General features: G+C 73.3%; 14 protein-coding genes. 13 read left to right on the forward strand and 1 reads right to left on the reverse strand.

Translation table 11 applies throughout. The features are described from left to right. The first annotated feature begins 126 nt into the window (after positions 1 to 126). From GWJ10_RS19320 to GWJ10_RS19370, 11 genes are all read left to right on the forward strand, one after another. Positions 127 to 5,112 (forward strand): ThuA domain-containing protein, encoded by a 4,986-nt coding sequence (locus GWJ10_RS19320; RefSeq protein WP_163188934.1) that lies wholly within the window; start codon positions 127 to 129, stop codon positions 5,110 to 5,112. 255 nt (positions 5,113 to 5,367) lie between these two features. Next, complete coding sequence (locus GWJ10_RS19325) at positions 5,368 to 6,165, forward strand: hypothetical protein (protein ID WP_163188935.1); 798 nt, start codon at positions 5,368 to 5,370, stop codon at positions 6,163 to 6,165. Between the two features lie 40 nt (positions 6,166 to 6,205). Further along, positions 6,206 to 7,207, forward strand: a complete 1,002-nt coding sequence (locus tag GWJ10_RS19330) for a sugar phosphate isomerase/epimerase (RefSeq protein WP_061268734.1) — start codon at positions 6,206 to 6,208, stop codon at positions 7,205 to 7,207. Positions 7,208 to 7,441: 234 nt separating this feature from the next. Continuing rightward, a complete protein-coding gene (locus tag GWJ10_RS19335) occupies positions 7,442 to 8,689 on the forward strand; it encodes a Gfo/Idh/MocA family oxidoreductase (protein ID WP_163188936.1) in 1,248 nt (415 codons plus the stop codon). After that, positions 8,686 to 10,344, forward strand: coding sequence for a sugar ABC transporter ATP-binding protein (locus GWJ10_RS19340; RefSeq protein ID WP_163188937.1), 1,659 nt, complete (start codon positions 8,686 to 8,688; stop codon positions 10,342 to 10,344). Before GWJ10_RS19335 ends, GWJ10_RS19340 begins: the two co-directional genes overlap by 4 nt. Next, positions 10,341 to 11,387, forward strand: coding sequence for an ABC transporter permease (locus tag GWJ10_RS19345; protein ID WP_021483021.1), 1,047 nt, complete (start codon positions 10,341 to 10,343; stop codon positions 11,385 to 11,387). Before GWJ10_RS19340 ends, GWJ10_RS19345 begins: the two co-directional genes overlap by 4 nt. Beyond that, complete coding sequence (locus tag GWJ10_RS19350; RefSeq protein ID WP_061268735.1) at positions 11,384 to 12,466, forward strand: ABC transporter permease; 1,083 nt, start codon at positions 11,384 to 11,386, stop codon at positions 12,464 to 12,466. Before GWJ10_RS19345 ends, GWJ10_RS19350 begins: the two co-directional genes overlap by 4 nt. A gap of 150 nt (positions 12,467 to 12,616) precedes the next feature. Further along, on the forward strand, positions 12,617 to 13,840 hold the full coding sequence (locus GWJ10_RS19355; RefSeq protein WP_061268736.1) for a substrate-binding domain-containing protein: 1,224 nt from the start codon (positions 12,617 to 12,619) through the stop codon (positions 13,838 to 13,840). 185 nt (positions 13,841 to 14,025) lie between these two features. Beyond that, the gene (locus tag GWJ10_RS19360; protein ID WP_346773841.1) at positions 14,026 to 14,970 is read left to right on the forward strand and encodes a sugar phosphate isomerase/epimerase family protein; all 945 of its coding nucleotides are present in this window, start codon (positions 14,026 to 14,028) and stop codon (positions 14,968 to 14,970) included. Positions 14,971 to 15,075: 105 nt separating this feature from the next. Next, positions 15,076 to 20,661 carry a ThuA domain-containing protein gene (locus GWJ10_RS19365; RefSeq protein ID WP_163188938.1) on the forward strand — a complete coding sequence of 1,862 codons (5,586 nt, stop codon included), beginning with the start codon at positions 15,076 to 15,078 and terminating at the stop codon, positions 20,659 to 20,661. 113 nt (positions 20,662 to 20,774) lie between these two features. Continuing rightward, positions 20,775 to 21,662, forward strand: a complete 888-nt coding sequence (locus tag GWJ10_RS19370) for a hypothetical protein (protein WP_163188939.1) — start codon at positions 20,775 to 20,777, stop codon at positions 21,660 to 21,662. A 116-nt stretch (positions 21,663 to 21,778) separates the two neighbouring features. Here the strand turns inward: GWJ10_RS19370 and GWJ10_RS19375 are convergent, their stop codons facing one another. Further along, positions 21,779 to 22,453, reverse strand: coding sequence for a GNAT family N-acetyltransferase (locus tag GWJ10_RS19375; RefSeq protein WP_163188940.1), 675 nt, complete (start codon positions 22,451 to 22,453; stop codon positions 21,779 to 21,781). Between the two features lie 125 nt (positions 22,454 to 22,578). On the opposite strand from GWJ10_RS19375, the gene GWJ10_RS19380 reads away from it, so the two are divergent. Both GWJ10_RS19380 and GWJ10_RS19385 read left to right on the forward strand, forming a co-directional pair. Beyond that, positions 22,579 to 23,376 (forward strand): 5-oxoprolinase subunit PxpA, encoded by a 798-nt coding sequence (locus tag GWJ10_RS19380; protein WP_061269471.1) that lies wholly within the window; start codon positions 22,579 to 22,581, stop codon positions 23,374 to 23,376. Positions 23,377 to 23,417: 41 nt separating this feature from the next. After that, the gene (locus GWJ10_RS19385; RefSeq protein ID WP_241005908.1) at positions 23,418 to 25,064 is read left to right on the forward strand and encodes a 5-oxoprolinase/urea amidolyase family protein; all 1,647 of its coding nucleotides are present in this window, start codon (positions 23,418 to 23,420) and stop codon (positions 25,062 to 25,064) included. Positions 25,065 to 25,565 lie beyond the last annotated feature (501 nt).

Here is a 25,565-nt window from a genome sequence, read left to right on the forward strand (position 1 = left end):
CGAGACAGTCCGCCGACGAGCCCGGGACGGACGGCAGGCCGATGGCGCCGACCCGGCGGAGCGCAGCACAGTTCCCCATCTCGACGAGGAGACCTTGTGAGAAACGTGCTTGGAGGATCGCTCGCCATGAGGCGCACGGTCGCGGCAGCAGCCGCGGCGGCGATCGCTCTCCCCCTGACCATCGCGACGGCGGTGTCGGCCACGGCGGCCCCCGCCGCCGGGAGCGTCGCCCCGGCGGCTCCGGTCGCAGCCGCCGCCGACACCGCACCGTTCGACGTGCTCGTCTTCAGCAAGACCGCCGGGTTCCGGCACGGGTCGATCCCCGCGGGCATCGCGGCGATCCAGCAGCTCGGCGCGGAGAACGACTTCGACGTGACCACGACCGAGGACGCGGGAGCGTTCACGGACGAGAACCTGGCGCAGTACGACGCCGTCGTGTGGCTGTCCACGACGGGCGACGTCCTCAACGACGACCAGCAGGCCGCGTTCGAGCGCTACATCCAGAACGGCGGCGGGTACGCGGGCATCCACGCGGCGTCCGACACCGAGTACGACTGGCCGTGGTACGGCGAGCTGGTCGGCGCGTACTTCAGCAGCCACCCGCAGAACCAGGACGCGACCGTCAAGGTCGAGGACCACGCCCACGAGTCGACGGCGCACCTGCCGTCGCGCTGGGACCGCTACGACGAGTGGTACAACTACCGCACCAACCCGCGCGACACCGTGCACGTGCTCGCGAGCCTGGACGAGACGTCCTACACCGCGGGGTCGGGCGCGATGGGCGCCGACCACCCGATCGCCTGGTGCCAGGCGTACGACGGCGGCCGCTCGTGGTACACCGGTGGCGGCCACACGAACGAGTCCTACGCGGAGCCGGAGTTCCTCCAGCACCTGCTCGGCGGCATCCAGACCGCCGCGGGCGTCGTGCCGTCGGACTGCGCCGCGTCGCAGTCGGACAGCTACGAGGTCGTCTCGCTCGACGAGGAGACGTCCAACCCGATGATGCTCGACGTCGCCCCCGACGGGACGGTCTTCTACGTCGAGCGCGACGGGCGCGTCCGCCTCATCGACCCGGAGAGCAACCAGACCACGACGGCGATGACCCTCGCGGTCACGCAGGCCAACGAGGACGGGCTCACGGGCGTCGTCCTGGACCCGGACTTCGGGGAGAACGGCTGGGTCTACCTCTTCTGGTCGCCGCAGGACGTCGGGACGGACGGGCCGCACAACCGCGTCTCGCGCTTCACGTACGACGAGGCGACCCGGACGATCTCGGCCGCGAGCGAGGAGAAGGTCCTCGTCATCCCGACGCAGCGCGAGACGTGCTGCCACGCGGGTGGTGACATGGTCTTCGACGGCGACGACAACCTCGTGATCGTGACGGGCGACAACACCAACCCGTTCGAGTCGGCCGGCTACGCGCCGCTCGACGAGCGCGCGGGCCGCACGTCGTACGACGCGCAGCGCACGTCGGCGAACACGAACGACCTCCGCGGCAAGGTGCTGCGCATCCACCCGGAGGACGACGGCACGTACACGATCCCCGAGGGGAACATGTTCGCCCCGGGGACGGACAAGACGAAGCCCGAGATCTTCGCGATGGGCTTCCGCAACCCCTTCCGCATCGGTGTGGACCAGAAGACGGGCAACGTGCTCGTCGGCGACTACGGCCCCGACGCGCAGAACGCCAACCCGAGCCGCGGCCCGGGGAACACGGTCGAGTGGAACATCGTCGCGGAGCCGGGCTTCTACGGGTGGCCGTACTGCACCGGTGACAACGCGGCGTACATCGACTACAACTTCGCGACCGGCCAGTCGGGCCAGGCGTACGACTGCGCCAACGGGCCCGTGAACGACTCGCCGAACAACACCGGCCTGACCCAGCTCCCGCCGGCTGTCGCGGCCGACGTCTGGTACAACTACGCCGGCAACCCGCTCTTCCCGGAGATCGGCGGCGGCGGTGCGCCCATGGGCGGCCCCGTCTACGACTACGACCCGGAGCTCGACTCGGACGTCAAGTGGCCCGAGTACTGGGACGGCAAGGCGATCTTCGGCGAGTGGAACCAGGGCAAGATGTACTCGTTCCAGCTCGACGGGGAGAACCGCGACGAGCTCGTCGACATCAACCGGATCCTGCCGAAGCACTTCGACCCCGCGGCGGGCTTCTACCGCGCGATGGACTTCGACTTCGGTCCGGACGGCTCGCTCTACGTCATCGACTGGGGCCAGGGCTTCGGCGGCAACAACACGACGTCGGGCATCTACAAGGTCAACTACGTGCAGGGCGACCCGACGCCGATCGCCCGCGCCAGCGCGGACGTGACCAGCGGCGCCGCGCCCCTCACGGTGCAGTTCTCCTCGGAGGGCACCCGCCACCCGGCGGGCGACCCGATCTCGCTGCAGTGGACGTTCGGCGACGGGTCCGACCCGTCGACCGAGGCGAACCCGGTGCACACCTACACCGAGAACGGCAGCTACACCGCGCAGCTCGTGGCGACCGACGCGAACGGCCAGACGGGCTTCGCGAACGTCAGCATCGTCGTCGGGAACCAGGCGCCGAGCGTGACGATCACGTTCCCGGACAACGGTGGCGTGTTCGAGTGGGGCGACCAGGTGCGCTACGTCGTCGAGGTCGAGGACCCCGACGGCGAGGTGGACTGCTCCAACCTCCAGATGATGACCGCGCTCGGGCACGACGCCCACGCGCACCCGATGGAGGAGCTGACCGGCTGCGAGGGCGTCATGCAGACGGCCCGCGACGAGGGCCACGGGCTCGAGGCCAACATCTTCTGGGTGCTCGAGGCGTTCTACACCGACGACGGCGGCGAGGTGGGCGTCCCGCTCACGACGAACTCGCTCCAGATCCTGCAGCCGAAGCTGCTCCAGGCCGAGTACTACACCTCGACGGGCCGGCTCCCCGGCTCGGCGAGCACCGGTGACCCGGGCGTCCAGACGGAGCAGACCAGCGACAGCGCGGGGGGCGGCCAGAACCTCGGCTACATCGAGGTGGACGACTGGTGGGCCTACGAGCCCATGTCGCTCTACAACGTCGAGGGTCTCGGCATGCGCGTCGCGTCGCCCTCGGGCGGCACGGTGTCCGTGCGCTGGGACGCGCCCGACGGTCCGGAGATCGGCCGGGTGACCGTGCCGAACACCGGTGACTGGCAGGCGTACACGATGGCGACGACGGAGATCACCGACGTGCCCGAGGGCACGGGGACGCTCTACTTCGTCAACGTGGCCGGCCAGATGAACGTCAACTGGCTCGAGTTCGACGGCCGCGGCGTCACGGACAACGTGCGCCCGACCATCGACACGTTCGAGGTCACGCCGACGGAGGGCACCGCTCCTCTGGAGGTCACGGCGTCGGTCACGGCGACCGACCCCGAGGACGAGGCCGTCACGTTCGCGTGGGACGCGGGCCTCGGCGACGGTTTCGTCGACGGCACCGACTCGTTCGCGGTCACGTACGACCAGCCGGGCACCTACCGGCTCCAGGTGCGGGCCACCGACGAGCGCGGCGCGTACTCGGTCGAGTACACGACGGTGACCGTCAAGGCGCCCGAGACCGGTCCGGGGCTCTGCTTCTCCGGCCGCTCGGACGACTTCCTCGGTACCGACCTGGACGAGGACCGCTGGACCGTGACGAACCGCGACCAGAACCTCGTCGTGCGCGACGGGCGCCTGGTGGTCCCCACGGCGACGCGGGACTTCTACGGCACGGACAACACCGTCGTGCCGAACCTGGTGCTCCAGGACCTCCCGGACGGACCGTTCACGGCCACCGCGAAGGTGACCCTGCCGGCCCGCCAGCAGTACCAGCAGGCCGGTCTGCTGATCTGGGAGGACCAGGACAACTACGCGAAGATGGTCCTCCAGGGCCGGTCGGCCACGGCGGACCCGGCGACGCGGATCTTCCAGTTCATCCGTGAGGAGAACGCCCAGCCGAACGAGGTCAACGAGTCCAACTCGGCCGCGCTCGGTGCCGACTACCCCGACACGGTCTACGTGCGGTTCGTCAGCGACGGCGCGAGCCTCCAGGCGGCCTACTCGGCCGACGGCATCGACTTCACGACGATGCCGCAGACCAAGTCGATCGCCGACCTGGAGAACGCGAAGATCGGGCTCGTGGCCCTCAAGGGCAACAACACGACCACCCCGGTCGTCGACGCCGAGTTCGACTGGTTCCACATCACGCCCGACGACACGGCGGCGGCCCCCGGGCCGGACGACGAGTTCGACGGCGACGCCCTCGACACGTGCCGCTGGTCGATCGTCCGCGAGGACCCGACCGGCTACCGCGTGACGGACGGCTCCCTGCAGATCGACACGACGCCCACGGACATCTACGGGACGGACAACCGCCCGGTGCCGAACATCGTGCTGCAGGACCAGCCGGGTGACGAGTGGACGATCGAGACCGTCGTCGACGGCTCCGCGTTCGACCGTCAGTACCAGCAGGGCGGTCTGATCGTCTACGGCGGCGACGACGACTACGTGAAGCTCGACTACGTGGTCGACAACCAGGCCGGCCAGGCGCGCAACGCCCGGATCGAGCTGCGCAGCGAGGTCGGCGGAGTGGTGCAGAACCCGCAGCCGCAGACGGGGAGCCTCGCCGAGTCGGTGTGGCACCTGCGCCTCACGCGCTCCGGTGACACGTTCACCGGCGCGTACAGCGCGGACGGCGAGACGTGGACCACGTTCGACGAGAGCGTGACCAACGCGCCCGCCGCGGACGCCAAGGTCGGTCTCTTCGCCCTCGGGGCGTCGGCCGACACCGGTGCTCCGGCGTCCTTCGGCCACTTCCGGGTGGTCGAGGACGAGGCCGAGCCGATCGCCGTCACCATCACCGCGGAGACGCGCTGCATGGCCGGCAAGGTGTTCGTCGCGGTCCGCGCGGCGAACGACGACACGGTCCCGCTCGCGATCACGCTCGAGACCCCGTACGGGTCGAAGCAGGTCGCGGACGTCGCGCCCGGTGCGAACGCGTACCAGTCGTTCGCGTCGCGCGCCGTCGCGGTCGACGCGGGCATCGTGACCGTGACCGCCACGGACGCCGAGGGGAGGACGTTCTCCGGGACCGCGGACTACGCGGCCCGGTCCTGCTCCTGACGAGCTCCGGCGGGTCGGTGCGCTGAGCACCGGCCCGCCGGGCACCGCGCTCGGCGCGCGGGCGCTCGGGCGTCCGGGCGGCCCATCGGCCGGGCCGACCGTACGCTGCCCGCACGACGAGCACGACGGGGACCTCCGGGTCTCCGGCCCCGGCGCCCGGGAACGGGCGCTCCGGCCCGGCGCCGGGGCACCCCGGGGGACCGGCGACGACCGCCGCCCCCACCGCACACGGACCCACGACGAGGTGATGACCCGATGTCCCGTACGCCCCGCCAGCGCACCAGCCCCCGGCCTCCGGGCGGCACGCGGCTCCTGCCGCTCCGCCGGACGGCCGCCCCCGTGCGGCATCGCGCCCGCGCGCTCCTCACCGCGGCGCTGGGCCTCCTGCTCGGCGGCGTGCTCGCGCTCGTCGGCGCGGCCCCGGCCGGCGCCCACGGCGGCGACGTCGTCATCTCGCTCGGCACGGACGGCCAGGGCGGCGTGTCCGCGAACCTCACCTGGAAGGTCGACGGCCACCCCGTCGAGGAGGCGGCCGACGTCTCGGTGACGGGGGAGTCCGCGGCCGGCGAGACCGTCGGCCCCCTCACGCTCCGGTCGGCGTCCGAGGGCGTCGGCTGGTACACGTCCGACCCCGGCGTCCTCGCCGACGGCAACTGGACGCTCACCGCCACGATCACCCACCCCGCCGAGGCCACCGCGTCGGCGCAGGTCGACGTCGTGCCGCTGCCGGAGCCCGCCCCGCGCGAGGGCGACGACGCGGCGGCGCAGGAGGGCGGCGACGCCGCCGGCGCGGAGGGTGAGGCGGCAGGCGCCGACGCGGCCGGCGACGACGCCGCCGCGGGCGACGACGCCGCCGGAGAGGGCACCGCGGCCGACGGCACCGCCACGGACGAGGGCTCGACGAGCGCGCTCGTGTGGGTCGCCGTCGCCGTGGTCGCCGCGCTGCTGCTCGCCGCGGGCTACGTCGTCGTGCGGCGCCGCGCGCGCGCGTCGGGCACCGACGAGGCCGCGAGGGGCGCGCCCCGCCCCCTGACCAAGACGTCCGCCCGGTGACCCCGGGCACGAACCGAGAACGACCGAAGGAGACACGACCATGGCACGACCGATCACCCTCTTCACCGGGCAGTGGGCCGACCTGCCGTTCGAGGAGGTGGCACGCCTCGCGTCCGGCTGGGGCTACGACGGCCTGGAGATCGCGTGCTGGGGCGACCACCTCGACCCCTGGCGCTGGGACGACGACGAGTACGTCCAGGGCAAGCTCGACCTGCTGGCCAAGTACGACCTCGAGGTCTACGCGATCTCGAACCACCTCAAGGGCCAGGCGGTGTGCGACGACCCGATCGACCAGCGCCACCGCGACATCCTGCCGGACGTCGTGTGGGGCGACGGCGACCCCGAGGGCGTGCGCCAGCGCGCCGCGGAGGAGATGAAGCACACCGCGCGCCTCGCGGCGAAGCTGGGTGTGAAGACCGTCGTGGGCTTCACGGGCTCGGCGATCTGGAAGTACGTCGCGATGTTCCCGCCGGTCTCCCAGGAGGCGATCGACGCCGGGTACCAGGACTTCGCGGACCGCTGGAACCCGATCCTCGACGTGTTCGACGAGGTCGGGGTCCGGTTCGCGCACGAGGTGCACCCGAGCGAGATCGCGTACGACTACTGGACGACGGTCCGCACGCTCGAGGCGATCGGGCACCGCGAGGCGTTCGGGCTCAACTGGGACCCGAGCCACATGGTGTGGCAGGACCTCGACCCGGTGAGCTTCCTGTGGGACTTCAAGGACCGCATCTACCACGTGGACTGCAAGGACACGAAGAAGCGGATGCACAACGGCCGCAACGGCCGCATGGGCTCGCACCTGGCCTGGGCGGACCCGCGCCGCGGCTGGGACTTCATCTCCACGGGCCACGGCGACGTGCCGTGGGAGGACGCGTTCCGGATGCTCAACACGATCGGCTACGAGGGCCCGATCTCGGTCGAGTGGGAGGACGCCGGCATGGACCGTCTCGTCGGTGCCCCCGAGGCCCTGGAGTTCGTCAAGAAGTACGCGTTCGACGCGCCCGACGCGGCCTTCGACGCCGCGTTCTCGACCAAGTAGCACCACGCAGCACCGCAGTCTCCCCGTCGGTCGGCGTCGCCGACCGACGGGTGGGGGCAGTCCGACACGCCACCGCCCCCGGCCGTCCCGACGGCCGGGGGCGGTGGCGTGCGCGCGTCCGGACACGACTGTGTGAGCCTTCACATTTGTTTTGCGGGCAGGGTTATATAACCGTGACGGTCAATGTTCGGCTTTTGCTTGACCCTCGACATAAGTGCCCCTACGTTGTCATCCATGCGAGCCGACGACGTCGCGCAGGACGTGCGTACCCCGGTGCTGGAGCCGGGGACGCCCCTCCCGGGAGCGACCACGCCAGGGGCCTCGACCGCCCGAAGCACCTTCCCCGCCAGCAGCCCCGACGAGCTCGGGCTGCCCGCCGCCGGGTACCGCGCCGGGATCCTCGGCACCGGGTTCATGGGCGGGGTCCACGCCCGGGCCGTGCGCACGGGCGGAGGCCGCGTCGTGAGCGTCGCCGCCGCCGACCTCGACATCGCGCGCGCCGCCGCGCCGGGCCTCGGCGCCGAGCGCGCCGTCGCGACGGTCGAGGAGCTGCTCACGGACCCCGAGGTCGACGTGGTGCACGTGTGCACGCCCAACCACCTGCACGTCCCCCTGGCGCGCGCGGCGCTCGCCGCCGGCAAGCACGTGGTGTGCGAGAAGCCGCTCGCGACCGACGTCGCGGGCGCGGTCGAGCTCGCCGGCCTCGCGGCCGCGGCGCGCGAGCGGGACGGGCGCGTCGCCGTCGTGCCGTTCACCTACCGCTTCCACGCCATGGTCCGCGAGGCGCGCGAGCGCGTGCGCCGCGGCGAGGTGGGCACCGTCTCGCTCGTGCACGGCTCGTACCTGCAGGACTGGCTCCTGCGCGACTCCGACGACAACTGGCGCGTCGACCCCGCGCTGGGCGGCGCGAGCCGCGCGTTCGGCGACATCGGCTCCCACTTCTGCGACCTGCTGGAGTTCACGACGGGCCAGCGCATCGTGCGCCTCGTCGCGCAGTCGGCCACGGTGAACCCGCACCGCCGGGGCGCCGACGGCGTCGTGCACGAGGTCGCGACCGAGGACGCCGTGACGCTCCAGTACGCGACGGACGGCGGCGCGCTCGGCTCGGCCGTGATCTCGCAGGTGTCGGCCGGCCGCAAGAACCGGCTCTACCTCGAGATCTCCGGCTCGGAGTCCACCCTCGCGTTCGACCAGGAGCAGCCCGAGACGCTCTGGGAGGGCCGGCGCACGACGTCGCGCCTCCTCGTGCGCGACCCCGAGACGCTCTCCCCGGCGGCGGCCCGGTACTCGCGCCTCCCCGCCGGGCACGCGCAGGGCTACCAGGACTGCTTCGACGCGCTCGTCGCCGACACCGCCGCGGCCGTCGGGGGCGCCGTCCCGGACGGCCTGCCCACGTTCGACGACGGCCTGCGCGCAGCGCGGCTCGCCGACGCCGTGGCCACGTCGGTGCGCACGGGCGGCTGGGTCGAGGTCGCGTCGTGACCGCGACGACGACGCGCGAGCCGCGTCCCGCCGCGGGGGAGGGCGACGACCGGCCGCTCCTGCGCCTGCGCGGCATCGGCAAGGAGTTCTTCGGGAACTCCGTGCTGCGCGGGATCGACCTCGACGTGCGGCCCGGCGAGGTCCACGCGCTCGTCGGCGAGAACGGCGCCGGCAAGTCGACGCTCATGAAGATCATCGCCGGCGTGCACCGCCCCGACGCGGGCACGCTCGAGCTCGACGGCGAGACGACGACGTTCGCCTCGCCGCTCGCCGCGCAGCACGCGGGCGTGTCGACGGTGTTCCAGGAGTTCAACCTCCTGCCCGAGCGGTCCGTCGCGGAGAACGTCTACCTCGGCCGCGAGCCGCGCCGCGCGGGCCTCGTCGACCGGCGGCGCATGCACGCGGACACGACCGCCCTGCTCACCGAGCTCGGGCTGACGGGGCTCGCGTCGTGGACGCGCGTCGGCTCGCTGTCCGTGGCGCAGCAGCAGATCGTCGAGATCGTCAAGGCCGTCTCCTACGACGCGCGGATCATCTCCATGGACGAGCCGACGGCGGCGCTCGCCGACCAGGAGGTCGAGCTCCTCTACGAGCTCGTGCACCGGCTCAAGGAGCGCGGCGTCGCGATCCTCTACGTCTCGCACCGCCTCAAGGAGATCTTCGACCTCTGCGACACCATCACGGTGCTCAAGGACGGCAACCACGTGCTGACGACGCCGACGGCGGACATCGACGCGGACCGCCTCGTGCGCACGATGGTCGGCCGCGACTTCGCGGGCTACTTCCCGGACAAGGACCCCGCGATCGTCCCGGGCGAGGTGCGGCTCGCGCTCGAGGGCGTCGGCAACACGCAGGTCGACGACGTGTCGTTCGAGGTCCGCGCGGGCGAGATCGTCGCGCTCGCCGGGCTCCAGGGCTCGGGGCGCACCGAGATCGCGCACGGCGTCTTCGGCATCGCGGGCTTCACGCGCGGCCGCGTCCTCGTCGGCGGGAAGCCGGTCGACGTGCGCTCGCCGCGCCAGGCGGTCCGCGCCGGCCTCGCGCTCGTCACCGAGGACCGCAAGGCCGAGGGGCTCGCGCTGGGCCAGTCGATCCTCGCCAACGCGCGCCTCGTGCTCGACGCCGTCGTGCCCGGCCAGGCCGACCGGCGCGCGAAGCGCATCCCGGGCATCCTGTCCTCGCTCGAGCTCGTCGCGAGCTCGCAGGAGGCCGAGGTCCAGTACCTGTCGGGCGGCAACCAGCAGAAGGTCGTCCTCGCGAAGTGGCTCGTCACGGACCCGCAGGTCATCGTGCTCGACGAGCCGACGCGCGGCATCGACGTGGGCGCCAAGCGCGCGGTCTACGACCTCATGCGCGAGCTCACGGCGAACGGCGTCGCCGTGCTGTTCATCTCGTCCGAGCTCCCCGAGGTGGTCGCCATGGCCGACCGGGTGCTCGTCATGCGCGACGGCCGCCTCGCGGGCGAGCTCCCCGCGGGCAGCGACGAGGAGACCGTCATGGCGCTCGCCACGGGCGCGGGCGAGGACACCTCCGGCGAGCACGTCCAGGTGGACCTCGGCGCCCTCGCCGACGCCGACGACCTCCCGGGCGCCGACCCCGGCACCACGTCCCGCAGCGCCCCGCACGCCCCCGACGGCCCGAAGGAGCACCGATGAGCACCGCGGTCGCGACCGCCGCCCCCACCGCGAGCCGCGCCCCCGCGCGCCGTCGCCGGCTGGGCTCGACGGAGATCGTCTACCTCGCCCTCGTCGGGATCCTCGTGATCGCCGGCGTCCTCGTGGCCGTGGGCGGCGGCAACCTGTTCAGCACGGCGAACACGGCGTACATGCTCACGCAGACGAGCCTGCTCGGCTTCGTCGCGATCGGGCAGACGTTCGCCGTCCTGTGCAAGTCGCTCGACCTGTCCGTCGGCTACGTCGTCGCGCTCAGCTCGATCGTCGGCGCGACGACCATGGCGGGCGACCCGTCGCGCGTCTGGCTCGGCGTGCTCGCGGCGGTGGGCGTCGCGGCGGTCGTCGGCCTCGTCAACGGGCTCGTCATCGCGAAGCTGCGGGTCAACGCGTTCATCGCGACGCTCGGCGTCGGGCTCATCATCAAGGGCTACCTCGACACGCAGTTCAAGGGCCCGGCGGGGGAGGTGCCCGCCTCGTTCCAGATGTTCGGGTACACGCGCGTCGGCCCGGTGCCGGTCTCGACGGTCGTCATGCTGCTCGTCGCGGCCGTGGGCGTCGTGCTCCTGACGCGCACGCGCCCCGGGTACCACATGTTCGCCGTCGGGGGGAACACCGACGTCGCGCGGCTCTCGGGCATCCGGACGGACCGGACGCTGGTCCTCGCGCACGTGCTGTGCTCGGTCTGCGCGGGCGTCGCCGGCCTGCTCATCGCCGCGCGCTTCGGCACCGGCAACGCGCTCGTCTACTCCTACGGCCTCGACCTCGACTCGATCGCCGCCGTCGTGCTCGGCGGGACGCTCCTCATGGGCGGGCGCGGCTCGGTCGTCGGGACGGTGGGCGGCGTGCTGATCCTCGCCGTGCTCGACACGGTCTTCAACGTGCTCGACGTCGACCCGTTCTTCAAGGACGTGCTGCGCGGCGTCATCATCATCGCCGCCGTCGCCCTGTACGCCCGGCGCCAGATCGACCCGGCGAGCAGCCGGGCCCGCTTCCGCCCGACCCGCACCGGAGGTGCGTCCGCATGACCACCGACACCACGCGCCGGACCATCCCGGCGCGCGCGCCGCGGGCCGGCTGGCTCGAGCGCCTCACCGCGGGCGGCAGCTGGACCGTGTTCGCGCTGCTCGTGCTCGTCTTCGCGGTCATCCTCGTGATGAACCCGTCGTTCGGCGAGCCGATGTCGCTCATGGCGTTCGTCAAGAAGGCCGCACCGCTGGTCATCCTCGCGATCGGGCAGTACTTCGTCATCGTCTCGGGCGAGTTCGACCTGTCGGTCGGCTCGCTCGTGGGCGCCCAGGTCGTCATCGCCGCGAAGCTCATGGACGGCGAGGACTCGATGACCTGGCCCGTCATGGCCCTCATGATCGTCTTCGGCCTCGCGGTCGGGCTCGTCAACGGCCTCGTGACGACGCTGCTCAAGGTGCCGTCGTTCATCACGACGCTCGGCATGATGCTCGTGCTCTACGGCGCGATCCGGCTCTGGACGGGTGGCGCCCCCACGGGCGCCCTCACCGACGGGTTCCGGCAGTGGGGACGCGGGGGCATCCCCGACAACCCGGGCCAGTTCCAGGTGCCGTACGCGCTGCTCGTCGTCGTCGTGCTCGGCGTGGCCGCAGCCCTGCTCATGCGCCGCCCGTTCGGCCGCACGCTCGTCGCCACGGGCGACAACGACGTCGCGGCGGGCTACGCGGGCGGCTCGGTGTGGTGGGTGCGCACGCGCGCCTTCCTCCTGTCGGGCTTCCTGGCGACCGTCGCGGCGATCCTCATCGGCGGGTACGCCGGCGTCACCGCCCAGGTCGGGCAGGGCCTGGAGTTCATGGCGATCACCGCCGTCGTGCTCGGGGGCGTCGTCCTCGGCGGCGGGCGGGGGACCGTGATCGCCGCGATGGCGGGCGCGCTCACGCTCGAGGCGCTGTTCACCCTCTTCAACCAGCTGAGCCTGCCGTCGACGATCCGCCCCGCCGTGCAGGGCGTGATCATCATCGCGGCCGTCGCCTACGCCGCGCTGCCGCGCCGGTCGCGGCGCCGCGCGTCCACCCCCGACGCCCCGCCGGCGGCGGGCCCGACCCCCGCACCGAAGGAGCCCGCCCCCGCGAACGCCTGAGCCCCGCGCGCCCGGCGACGACGCCCGCGCGCCCCTCCCCGCGCACGACCCCTGCCGTACCCCCGCGCACGGCCGTGCGGCAGCACCCGAGCTGTACCCCCTTCCCCGCACGTTGCGGGACGACGACGTCTCACCAAGGAGAAGAAGGACATGCGACGTACACGAGCACTCCTGGCCGGCACGGCGGTGGCCACGCTGTTCCTCGCGGCCGCCTGCACGACCGACACCCCCACCGACACGGGCGGGGAGACCTCGGCCGAGGAGAGCCCCGCGGGCGAGGAGTCCGGCGGCGCCGACTCCGAGTGGTTCGTCCAGGCGGACTACGACCGCGAGCTCGCCCAGCGCGAGGTCGTGCCCGAGGGACCGGCCGACCAGCCGTGGCTCCAGGCCATCGAGCCCGAGTACGTGGACACGGCCGAGTTCGCGAGCGCCGAGGGCGGCAACACGCTGTGCTTCTCGAACGCGTCGGTGTCCAACCCGTGGCGCGTGACCGGGTTCATCACCATGCAGCAGCAGGTCGAGGTCCTCACCGAGGAGGGCGTGATCGGCGAGTTCCGCGTCTCCGACGCCGCCGACGACGACAACAAGCAGATCTCCGACATCCAGGCGTTCGTCGCGGCGGGCGACTGCGACGCGATCATCATCTCGCCGTCGACCACCGCGACCCTCACGCCCGCCGTCGAGGCGGCGTGCGAGTCGGGCAAGCCCGTCATCGTGTTCGACCGCGGCGTCAACACCGACTGCATGGTGACGTTCATCCACCCGATCGGCGGCTACGCGTACGGCGCCGACGGCGCCGAGTTCCTCGTCGAGAACCTCGAGCCCGGCTCGAAGGTCCTCGCGCTGCGCATCCTGCCGGGCGTGGACGTGCTCGAGAACCGCTGGGCCGCGGCCGACAAGATCTTCTCCGAGTCGGAGCTCGAGGTCGTGGGCGCCGAGTTCACCGGCGGCGACGGGGCGAAGATCAAGGACATCGTCACGCAGTACCTCCAGCGCGGGGACGTGGACGGCATCTGGATGGACGCCGGCGACGGCGCCGTCGCGGCCGTCGAGGCGTTCGAGGACGCGGGCAAGCCGTACCCCGTCTTCATGGGCGAGGACGAGATGAGCTTCCTGCGCAAGTGGAAGGACACGGACATGACCGCCATCGGCGCTGTGTACTCCAACTTCCAGTGGCGCACGCCGATCCTCGCGGCGCAGATGATCTGGGCCGGCGAGCAGGTGCCGTCCGAGTGGGTCCTGCCGCAGTCGCCGGTCGTCGCCGAGGACCTCGACGCCTACCTCGAGGCGAACAAGGACATGCCGTCCCTGCACTACGCGAAGTTCGGCGGCGAGGACCTGCCCGGGTTCCCGGAGGCCTGGACCGACCGCTGACGCCAGCACCACCCCGGTCCGGCCGCGCGGCCGGACCACCTGGGGCCGCCCGGTCGCCGTCCGACCGGCCGGGCGCCCCGCCCGCCCGCCCGACGGCGCGGCGCACCTCCCGCACGGGGGCGCGCCGCGGCGTCGGGCACGCGGGCGGGACGGCCGAGTGCTCGGACCCGACGAGAGAGAGCGACGTGGCTCTTCCCGGCCCGACCCCCGCGCACCGCGCGACCGACCTGCTCGCGCCCGACGGCGCGCCCGTCCCGGTGCGCCGGCGCGCGCTCGGCGTCAACACGTGGGTGTGGACGTCGCCCCTGACCGACGACGCGCTGCGCGGCATCGCCCCGCGCGTCGCGGGGTGGGGCTTCGACGTGCTCGAGCTGCCCGTCGAGAACCCGGGGGACTGGGACCCGGCGACGGCGGCCGCCGTCCTCGCCGACCACGGCCTCGCCGCGAGCGTCTCGCTCGTCATGGGCGAGGGGCGCGAGCTCGTCGCCACGGACGCCGCGACGGTGCGCGCCACGCAGGACTACCTGCGCCACGTCGTCGACGTCGCGCGGACCGTCGGCGCCCCGGTGATCGGCGGCCCGGCGTACGCGTCGGTCGGGCGCACGTGGCGGCTCGGCCCGGCCGAGCGCGAGGCCGCCTACGAGGAGCTCGCCGAGCACCTCGCCCCGGTCGTCGAGCACGCCATGGCGGCGGGCGTCGTCGTCGGGCTCGAGCCGCTCAACCGCTACGAGACGAGCCTCGTCAACACCGTCGACCAGGGGCTGGAGGTCGTACGGCGCCTGCCCGCGGCCGGCATCGGCCTCATGCTCGACGTCTACCACATGAACATCGAGGAGACGGACCTGCCCGGCGCGGTGACGCGCGCGGGCGAGCGCATCGCGCACGTCCAGGTGTGCGGCAACGACCGCGGCGCACCGGGCACCGACCACCTCGACTGGCGCGGCCTGCTCGCCGCGCTCGACGCGACCGGCTACGACGGACCGCTCGTCATCGAGTCCTTCACCGCCGAGAACGCGACGATCGCCACGGCCGCCTCGATCTGGCGCCCGCTGGCGCCGACCCAGGACGCCATCGCCGTCGATGGCCTCGCCTACCTGAAGGGACTGATGCCCGAGCCGGAGAGCACGTAGCCGTAGTCGCAGACGACCGCCGGCGCCGGCACGCCGCGGGATGACGACCACCCTGCCCGGACGACGACGTCCGGGCCCGCACGTCATGCCCCTGGAGGCACCACGATGACTGCACGACGCCCACGCAGGGCGAGATCGGTCGCCGCCGCACTGACCGTCGGGGCGCTCGCGTTCACGCTTGCGCCCGTCACGACGGCCGTTGCCGCGGACGACCCCGTCCCCGCGGACGAAGAGCACAAGGTGCTCATCTTCACCAAGACGACCCAGTTCCGGCACACCGAGGCGATCACGCAGGGCACGCCCGTGCTCGAGGCCGCGTTCGCCGAGGTCGGCATCGAGTCCGACCACACCGAGGACTCCTCGGTGTTCACCGACGAGAACCTCGCGCAGTACGACGCCCTGGTCATGTTCCAGACGTCGGGCGACCCGTGGAACGCGGACGAGAAGGCCGCGCTCGAGCGCTACCAGCAGGCGGGCGGCGGCATCGTCGCGATCCACAACGCGACCGACATGCGCGGCAGCTACCAGTGGTGGGACGACATGATCGGCGCGCTCATGCCCGGTCACGCCGCCACGGGCAACAGCCCCGGCCTGCCCGGCACGGTCCGCGTCGAGGACCGCACGCACCCGTCGACCGAGCACCTGTCCCAGCGCTGGACGCGCGCGGACGAGTGGTACAACTTCTCGGCCAACGTCCGCGGCAGCGCGCACGTCCTCGCCACGATGGACGAGACGACGTACGACGCCGGCGGCAACAAGATGGGCTACGACCACCCGATCTCCTGGTGCAAGCCGTACGACGGCGGTCGTGCCTGGATGACGGGCATGGGCCACTTCGGGGCGCACTACACGCAGGAGCCCGACTTCGTGCAGCACGTCGTCGGCGGCGTGCAGTGGGCGGCGGGCCTCGTCGAGGGCGACTGCGGCGGAACCGACTGGGGCTCGTTCGAGAAGGTCGCGCTCGACTCCAACACGAGCGCCCCCTTCGGCATGGACGTCGCGCCCGACGGCCGCGTGTTCTACACCGAGCTCGTGCGCGGCCAGGTCCGCGTCTACGACCCGCGGACGCAGAACACGACGACGGCGCTCACCCTCCCCGTGTACTCGGGCGGCGAGGACGGCCTGCTCGGCATCGCGCTCGACAAGGACTTCGCGGAGAACGGGTACCTGTACCAGTACTACTCGCCCGCGAGCGCGAACGACTCCGACCCGGCGAACTTCTTCAACCGCGTCTCGCGGTTCACGGTGTCGTCGGACGGCCCGGGCGCGACCGTGATCGACCCGGCGTCGGAGAAGGTCCTCCTGGAGATCCCGGCCGGGCGCCTGCCCGACGAGCCGGGCCACACGGGCGGCGGCCTGCTCGTCGACCACGAGACCGGTGACCTGTACATCGGCGTGGGCGACGACGTGAACCCGCACTCCGAGCCGTCGGGCGGCTACGCGCCGATCTCCGAGCGCGACGGCACGTTCCACGACGCGCGCGCGACGTCGGCGAACACGAACGACCTGCGCGGCAAGGTGCTGCGGGTCCACCCCGAGGACGACGGCACGTACTCGATCCCCGAGGGCAACCTCTTCGCGCCGGGCACCGAGAAGACGCTGCCCGAGATCTACGCGATGGGCTTCCGCAACCCGTTCCGGTTCACCATCGACCCGAAGACGGGCAACCTCGGCGTCGCCGACTACTCGCCCGACAACGGGTCGGACAACACGGCGAACCGCGGCCCGGCCGGCATCGCCGAGTGGAACCTCATCAAGGAGCCCGGCTTCTTCGGCTGGCCCCTGTGCATGGGGAACAACGAGCCGTTCCGCGACGTCGACTACCGCACGAGCCCGGTCACGGTCGGTGACTTCTTCGACTGCGACGCCCCGGTCAACGACTCGGTGAAGAACACCGGCCTCACCGAGCTCCCCGCCGCGCAGCCGGCGGACCTCTGGTACGGCTACCAGCGCTCGTCGGTGCCCGGCGTCATCACCGCCGGCGGAGGCCTCGCGCCCATGGGCGGCCCGTTCTACGAGTACGACCCGGAGCTCGACTCCGACACGAAGTTCCCGTCGTCCTACGACGGCAAGGCCTTCTTCTACGAGTGGGCCCGGAACAAGATGTACACGATCGACCTCAAGGACCCCGAGGCCGCTCCTGGCGTGACCGACGTCGAGAAGGTCAACCCGTTCCTCCCGCAGGAGCAGTTCCTGGCGCCGATCGACTCGAAGTTCGGCCCCGATGGCGCGATGTACGTGCTCGACTGGGGCGGCGGCTTCGGTCGCGACAACCCCAACTCGGGCCTGCACCGCATCGACTACCTGTCGGGCTCGCGCTCGCCGGTGTCGAAGCCGGTCGCGACGCCCGACTCCGGCATCGCGCCGCTCGAGGTGTCGTTCGACGGGACCGGGAGCACCGACCCCGAGGGCGAGGCGCTCACGTACGCGTGGGACTTCGACGGTGACGGCACGACGGACTCGACGTCCGCCGCCCCGAGCCACACCTACACGGAGAACGGCGTCTACGACGCCCGCCTCACGGTGACCGACCCGGCCGGGAAGGTGGGCACGGCGACCGTGCCGATCACGGTCGGCAACACGCGGCCCGAGGTCGACTTCGGCCTGCCGCCCACCGGCTCGTTCTTCACCTTCGGCGACGACATCACGTGGGACGTGGCCGTGACGGACGCCGAGGACTCGCCGGACGGCGAGACCATCGACGACGAGCAGGTCATCATCCAGCCCGCGCTCGGCCACGACGCGCACGCGCACCCCTCCGAGCCGCTGCACGGCCGGACGGGCACGGTCGCGACGAGCCTCGGCGGCGGCCACGGCGAGGACATGAACGTCTTCTACGTGATCGACGCGCGCTACACCGACCGCGGCGGCGTGGACGACGTCCCGGCCCTCACCGGCTCGGACACCACGCTCATCTTCCCGAAGAAGCGCGAGGCGGAGTTCCACGCCGACTCCGACGGCACCACGACGATCCCGAGCCGGGACGTCGAGGGCGGCGGCTCGGTCATCACCGGGTCGAACGGGGCCTGGGCGTCGTACGACCCGGTGAGCCTGTACGGCGTGCAGGCGCTCACGCTGCGCGTCGCCGCGGCGGCCGAGGGCACGATCGAGCTGCGGCGCGACGCCGCGGACGGCGAGCTCCTCGGTACGGCCCAGGTCCCGCAGACGGGTCTCGGCACGTTCACCGACGTGACCGTGGACGTCACCGACCCCCGGGAGCCGTTCACGCTCTACGTCGTGTTCCCCGGCGCGGGCGAGCGTCGCCTGAACTTCGTCGAGGCCGACGGCAAGGGCGTCTCCGCCACGACGCGGCCGAAGGTGCGCATCACCGCGCCCGAGGCGGGCGTGCGCCTGGAGCAGGGCGAGATCACGGTCACGGCCGAGGCCGACGACACGGAGAACACGGTCACCGAGGTCGAGTTCTTCGTCGACGGCGAGTCGATCGGGACCGACACCGAGGCGCCGTACGAGGCCACGTGGGAGGTGACGGCGGACAACAACTACGAGCTGACCGCGGTCGCGACCAACGACAAGGGCCTCTACACGCGGTCCCGCGTCGTCGTGGCGCAGGTCGGCGACCTCTTCGGGGGCATGAAGACCTTCACCAACGCGAACGGGACGTTCGAGCAGCTCGCCGAGGGCAAGTACCTCATCACGTCGGGCGGCGCGAACATGTGGCAGGGCACCAACGAGTACTCGACCATCTACCGCGAGCAGGGCGCCGACGAGAACTGGTCGGCGACGGTGAAGATCACCAGCCAGGGCAACTCGAACGGTTCCGCCAAGGCCGGGATCATCGTCCGCAACGACGTGACGCAGACGGCGAACTCGCCGGGCTACGCCGCACTGGGCATGCGCCCGAGCGGCGGCTTCGAATGGCTCCGCGGCAACGCGGCCGGTCAGCTCGTCACGTCGTCCGCCGCGAGCTCGACGAGCTACCCCGCGTGGGTGCGGATCGTGCGCGACGGCGACCTGTACACGGCCTCCTGGAGCAAGGACGGCGAGAACTTCACGCAGATCGGGGAGCCCCAGGCCCTCCCGGGTGCGGCGTCCGTGCAGGACGTGGGTCTCTTCGTCACCGCGCACAGCACGTCGGCCACGAGCGCCGTCGAGTTCCAGGACTTCGCGTTCGACGACGACCCGCAGACCGGGGGACCCGGTGAGGAGACCCCGCCGCAGTGCCTCGCGGACTCGTCCGACGAGTTCGACGGCGACACCCTCGACCCGCGGTGGACGGTCGTCCGCCAGGCAGACGGCAAGCCGATCACCGTCGCCGACGGCCACGCCGTCCTGCCGGTCGTGCAGGGCGACATCAACGAGGCGCAGACCGGGCCGATCAGCTACCTCGGTCAGCCCGCACCCGCCGGCGCGTGGACGCTCGAGACGAAGCTCGACGTCCCGCTCGCCCGGCACTGGCAGCACGCCGGCCTCCTGGTCCACGTGACCGACGACGAGTACACCAAGCTCGCGTTCACGAAGAACCAGAACGGCAACCGGTTCCTCGAGTTCCAGACCGAGACCGGCGGCGCCCGCACGTGGCACGGCCAGACGAACGTCGCCGGGGACTTCCCGACGGCGATCCACCTGCGCCTCGTCTCGGACGGCTCCGCCATCACGGCCGCGTACTCGGCGGACGGCCAGACGTGGACGGCGCTCGCGGGCTCGGCGCCCGTGAAGCCGGGCGCGACGTTCGGCGTGATGGCCGGCGGCGACACCGCGGCCGCCGACTCGGTCGCCAGGGTCGACCACGTGCGCGTCACGGGCGACGGGTCGGACGACGGCGAGCGCGAGCCGAGCGACGAGTTCGAGGGCGACGCCCTCGACGGCTGCCGCTGGGACGCGGTCGTGCGCTACGACGGGTCGAAGGTCGCCGTCGCCGACGGCGAGCTGCGCATCACGACCCAGCCGGGCGACATCAACGCCGGCAACAACGACGACCCGCGCAACTTCGTCCTCCAGACGGCACCGGAGGGCGACTGGGTCGTCGAGACGCGGTTCAAGGCGCCGCTCGTGCACCGGTGGCAGCTCGCGGGCCTCATCGCGTACGGCGACGACGACAACTACGTCAAGGCCGACGTGCTCGCGAAGAACGCCCCGGGCGCGGCTCTGAACCTCGGCGCCGAGCTCGTCTCGGAGAAGGGCGGCCAGTTCGGCAACGGCGGCAACCGTCAGCTCGAGCTCGCCGACTCGACCGAGTCGGGCTACTGGTACCTGCGGCTCGAGAAGGTGGGCAGCACGTACCAGGGCTGGGTCAGCGACGGCGGGGTGAACTGGACGCCGCTGGGCGACCCGGTCACCAACGACGCGGCGCTGACGAAGGTCGGCCTCATGGCGATCGGCCCGGAGCAGGAGACGCCGGTCACGGTGGCGTTCGACTGGTTCCGTCTCACGACGGACTCCGAGCCCGAGCCCACGGTCGACGTCGAGGTCACCGCCTCGGCCCGCTGCCTCGCGGGCAAGGCGTACCTCGCCCTGCGCGCGACGAACGCCGACGAGGCGCCCGTCGCGGTCACCCTCACCACGCCGTTCGGCTCCAAGGAGTTCGGCGCGGTCGAGGTGGGCGCCAACGCGTACCAGTCGTTCGCGTCGCGCGCGACGGCGTTCGAGGCGGGCACGGCGACGGTCACGGCGACGCTCGGCGACGTCACGACCGAGATCGAGGTGCCGTACGACGCCGTGAGCTGCGGCTGACGGCGGGCCGGTGACGGGCGACCCGCTCCCGTCACCGGCCACCACCTGCGCCGGCCCGGCCCGCGGGCCGGGCCGGCGCGCCCGGCGGGACGACCACAGGACAGGAGCGACAGGTGGCACAGCGCACCTCGGCACGGACGCCGACGACCCGGACCCCGGCGGGAGGAGCCCGGGCGGGCTCCGGCCGCACCGGCGGCCCGACGACGCCCGCACGCTCCCGCCCTGCCGACCGGGGCGGTGCCGGCCGCCCCGAACCCCGGCCACCGGCGCGCGTCCGCGCGCGCCGGTGGTTCGTGGGCCTCGACCCGTGGCGCCGCGTCCTGCTCGTCGTCGGCGCGCTCGCGCTCGTGGCCGTCGTGGTCGCGGCGGTCGTCGCGCTCACGCGCGGCGGCTCAGCACCTGACGAGGAGGGCTTCACCGTCGACCCGGCGCGCGTCGCGGAGCTGGAAGCAGCCGAGGAGGCGCGCGACGCCGAGAACCTCGTCGCCTCGATCGACCACGCCCGGTACCTCCAGACCGAGCTCGTCCCCGTCCTGCACGGCCTCCACGCGGTGCTCCCCGTCGACGGGTCGAGCGCCGTCCCCGCGGACCCGGCGGACGTCACCGCGTGGCGCGCGACCGTCGACGGCCTCGTCGCCGAGACGGAGGCGCTCGCGAGTGGTTCCTCCGAGCACAACATCGTCCGCAACGGGATGCTCACGTCGCTCGAGCTCGTCGGGGACGCGCTCGACGCCGTCGGGCTCGCCGCGAGCGCCGACCCCGCCGCGGCCCCGGACCTGTACGCCCTCGCGGGCGACCTGCGCACGCGCGCCGTCGAGACGTGGGGCCTCGCCGCCGTCCAGCTCGACCTGCGCTCGACCACCGGCGGCCAGGGCCACGTCCACGTCTTCCTGCCCGTCCACCCCGACGACTCGCTCGACGGGGGCCTCGGCCTCGGCCACACGGGCGGTGACGAGGGCGGCCACGAGGGCGCCGACGGCGAGGACGCGCACGACCACTGAGCCGACCGACCGACCACCGTCCACCGGACGACCGCGGCCCGCACGGGCCGCCCACCGACCTCCCGGTCGGGCGCCCTCCGGGGTGCAGGCCGAGCCCGACCGGGACCTCCCGTCCGTCAGCGGCGGGGCAGGGCCATGACGACGTCCGCATGGGTCTCCCCGCCGACGACGTACGTCCGGCCCCCGACCACGGCGAACCCGTGCTTGCGGTAGAAGGCCTGGGCGCGCGCGTTGTGCCCGTTCGTGCCGAGCCAGAGGGGGAGCCCGGGGCCGAGCAGCGCCGCGGCGACCGTCGTCGCGGTCATGAGCACGCTCGCGACGCCGGTGCCCTGCGCGGCGGGGTGCACGTAGATCTTCGACAGCTCCACCGCCTCGCCCGGCCCGACGGCGGCCGCCACGTCCGGGTCCTCGGGGACGCCTCGGGCCAGCAGCGCGTAGCCGAGCGGGCCGGTCGGGGCCTCGGGCGACCCGGCGTCCGTCTCCACGGTGCCTGCCGACGTGCCTGCCGACGTGCTTGGCGACGTGTCTCCCGACGCGCCCGCCGACGTTCCTGCTGAGGCGCCGGGCGACGCCGCCTCGACGAGCAGCAGCGCGTGCGCGGCGCTCGCGGCCCACGCGCGGAACCGGTCGGGCGAGAGCTGCGTCGCGACGTGCTCCGCGATCGCGTCCGGCGACGTGCCGGGCGGGCACGCGAGCGGGAACGTGAGCGCGGCCAGGTCCGCGAGCGCGGCGGCGTCGGCCGGCGTCGCGCGGCGCACGGCCGTCGTGGCGGTGGGGGTGTTGTCCGGCATGCCAGGAAATCTACGCCCGTGGTCCCCGCCCGCGGCGCGGTGGGCACCGCGGCGGCCCCGCGGTGGCGCAGCGGTGGGGCTCGCGGCGGAGCCCGCCGGGCGCGCGTCCCGGGCATGATGGACGCGTGACGCGCATCGACCTCAACGCCGACCTCGGCGAGGGCTTCGGCCGCTGGACCCTCGGCGACGACCAGGCCTTGCTCGGCCTCGTGACCAGCGCGAACGTCGCGTGCGGGTTCCACGCGGGCGACGCGACGACCATGCGAACCGTGACGCGGGACGCCGCCGCGCGCGGGGTGCGGGTGGGCGCGCACGTGAGCTACCGGGACCGGGCGGGCTTCGGACGGCGGTTCATGGACGTGGACCCCGGCGAGCTCGCCGACGAGGTGCTCTACCAGCTCGCCGCCCTCGACGGGTTCGCCCGGCTCGCCGGGGACCGCGTGCGGTACGTCAAGCCGCACGGCGCGCTCTACAACGCGATCGTCCACCACGAGGCGCAGGCCCGGGCCGTCGTCGACGCGGTGCGCGCCTACGACCCCACGCTGCCCGTCGTCGGGCTGCCCGGCTCGGCCGTGCTGCGGCTCGCGGACGCGGCGGGCCAGCCCACCGTCCGCGAGGCCTTCGCCGACCGCGGCTACCTGCCGTCGGGCGAGCTGGTCCCGCGCGGGCGGCCGGGCGCCGTCGTGCACGACGGCGACGAGGTCGCCCGGCGCGTCGTCCGGCTCGTGACGACCGGCACGGTCGAGGCTGCGGACGGCACGTCGCTGCGCGTCGAGGCGGACTCGGTGTGCGTCCACTCGGACACCCCCGGGGCGGTCGGGCTGCTCGGGGCGCTGCGGACCGCGCTCCAGGAGGCCGGGGTCGTCGTGCGGCCCTTCGTCGACGCCCCGCACGGCGGGTCGGGCGCGGACGCCGTGCCGTGACGGCCGGAGGTTCGCCCGTTCCCGGGTCGCCGGTCCGCGACGTGGCCGACGGCCTCGACAGCGAGGTGACGGTGCACGCGTTCGGCGAGGCCGCGCTGCTCGTCGACCTGCCGGACCTCGCCGCCGTGCGCGCGCTGCACCGGGCCCTGGGCGACGCGCCGCCCGGCGTGGTCGACGTCGTCCCGGCCGCCCGCACGGTGCTCGTGCGCTGCGCGACGCCCGCGGACGTCCCCGCCGCCCGGGTGTGGCTGCGCGCGGCGGTGCGGCTCGCGTCGACGACCGGCCCCGCCGCCCGCGCCGGGGAGCTCGTCGAGATCCCCGTGCGCTACGACGGCCCCGACCTGGACGACGTCGCCCGCTGGGCGGGCCTGAGCGTCGAGGAGGTCGTCGCGCGGCACCACGGCCGCGAGTACGAGGCCGCGTTCGGCGGGTTCGCGCCGGGCTTCACGTACCTCTCCGGGGTCGATCCCGCGATCGCCGCCCCGCGCCTGGCCACCCCGCGCACCCGCGTCCCCGCCGGCTCGGTGGCGCTCGCGGGCGGGCTCACCGCCGTCTACCCGGGGGAGTCCCCGGGCGGGTGGCGCCTCCTCGGCAGCACGGACGCGCGGATGTTCGACGTCGACCGCGACCCGCCCGCGCTCGTCGCGCCCGGCGCGCGCGTGCGGTTCGTGCCGGTCCGTGCGGCCGTGGCCGCGGGCGGCGGCCCGCTCGTGCCGCCGGGGAGGGAGCGGCAGCACGGGAGTGCGGGGGCCGCGCGCGTCCAGGCCGTCCAGGACCGGACCACCAGCCCTTCGCCGCCGGCCGCGCGCGCCCTGGAGGTGCTCGCGACAGGTCCTCTCGCGCTCGTCGAGGACGCGGGGCGCCCCGGGCTCGCCGCTGTCGGCGTCGGGCCGTCGGGAGCGGCCGACCGCGCGTCGTACGCGCTCGCGAACCGGCTCGTGGGCAACCCGGACGGTGCGGCGGCGGTCGAGGTCACCCTCGGCGGTCTCGCCGTGCGGTTCGCCGGCGGGGCGGTCGTCGCGCTGGCCGGGGCGGCGGTCCCCGCCAGCGTGGACGGGAGCCCGGTCGGCATGCACGCGGCCGTCCGGGTGCCCGACGGCGGGACCCTCCGCCTCGGCGTGGCGGCGCGCGGTCTGCGGACCTACGTCGCGGTGCGTGGCGGGCTCCGACCACCCGCAGTCCTCGGGTCGCGCTCGCGGGACGTGCTCGCCGGGCTCGGCCCAAGACCCCTGCAGCCGGGCGACGTCGTCGCGGTCGGGGCCGCGCCGTCGGGCACGCGGCCGTGGCCCGACGTCGTCCCCGTGCAGTTCCCGCCCGGCGAGCCGCGTCCCGGCGAGCGGGCGGGCGCGGTGCTCGAGGTGCTGCCCGGGCCGCGCTCCGACTGGTTCCTCCCCGGTGCGGCGCACGCGCTGCGCGCGCTGCGGACCGTGACGCCCGACAGCGACCGCGTCGCGCTGCGGCTCGACGGCCAGGCGGTGCCCCGCAGGCCGGGGGAGCTGGCGTCCGAGGGGCTCGTCCGCGGCGCGGTCCAGGTCCCGCCCGACGGGCGTCCCGTCGTCTTCCTGGCGGACCGCCCCGTCACCGGGGGATACCCCGTCATCGGGGTGCTCCGCGAGCGGGACGTCGACCGCGCGGCCCAGCTCCGACCGGGGGACCGCGCGATCCTGCGGCTCGCGACGACGGTCTGAGCGCGGCGCCGGGGGAGCGCGGAAGAAGCGGGGCCGACGGCCGCACGCCGTGCCGTGCGGGGAGCGGCAGCGTCCCTGTGGGCCGGGTCACCGGGGAGCGGCTTGACCATGTCGCGCGAGGCCGCGTAATGTTCTGGATGTCGGCCCGACAGGGAGGAACAGACACCGCCTCGAACGATCGAGGGTGGCTGGTCCCGGGGTCGAAACCCTTCCACCGCATGGCGTAGAGTGTTCTCTGCCCGCGACGAGGAAGACCACGGTGACTGGATCACGGCGAACAGCCGGGGTTGAGGAGCCGGGGAAGACCTGGTAAGGTTGAAGGGTTGCCCCAAGCGAGGTTCCACCCAGTCGGGTGGTGCTGAGTTGGTGTGTGCCGGTTGTTTGAGAACTCAACAGTGTGCTTGTTAGTCAATGCCAAATTTTTTGTCCCTGTGGCATGGCTGGCCTGGTTGCCCGTCCGGGTGGTTGGGTTGGTTGTGTCTGGGATTCCTTTGGTTGATT

Source organism: Cellulosimicrobium sp. SL-1, from assembly GCF_011033075.1.
Lineage (GTDB): Bacteria > Actinomycetota > Actinomycetes > Actinomycetales > Cellulomonadaceae > Cellulosimicrobium > Cellulosimicrobium funkei.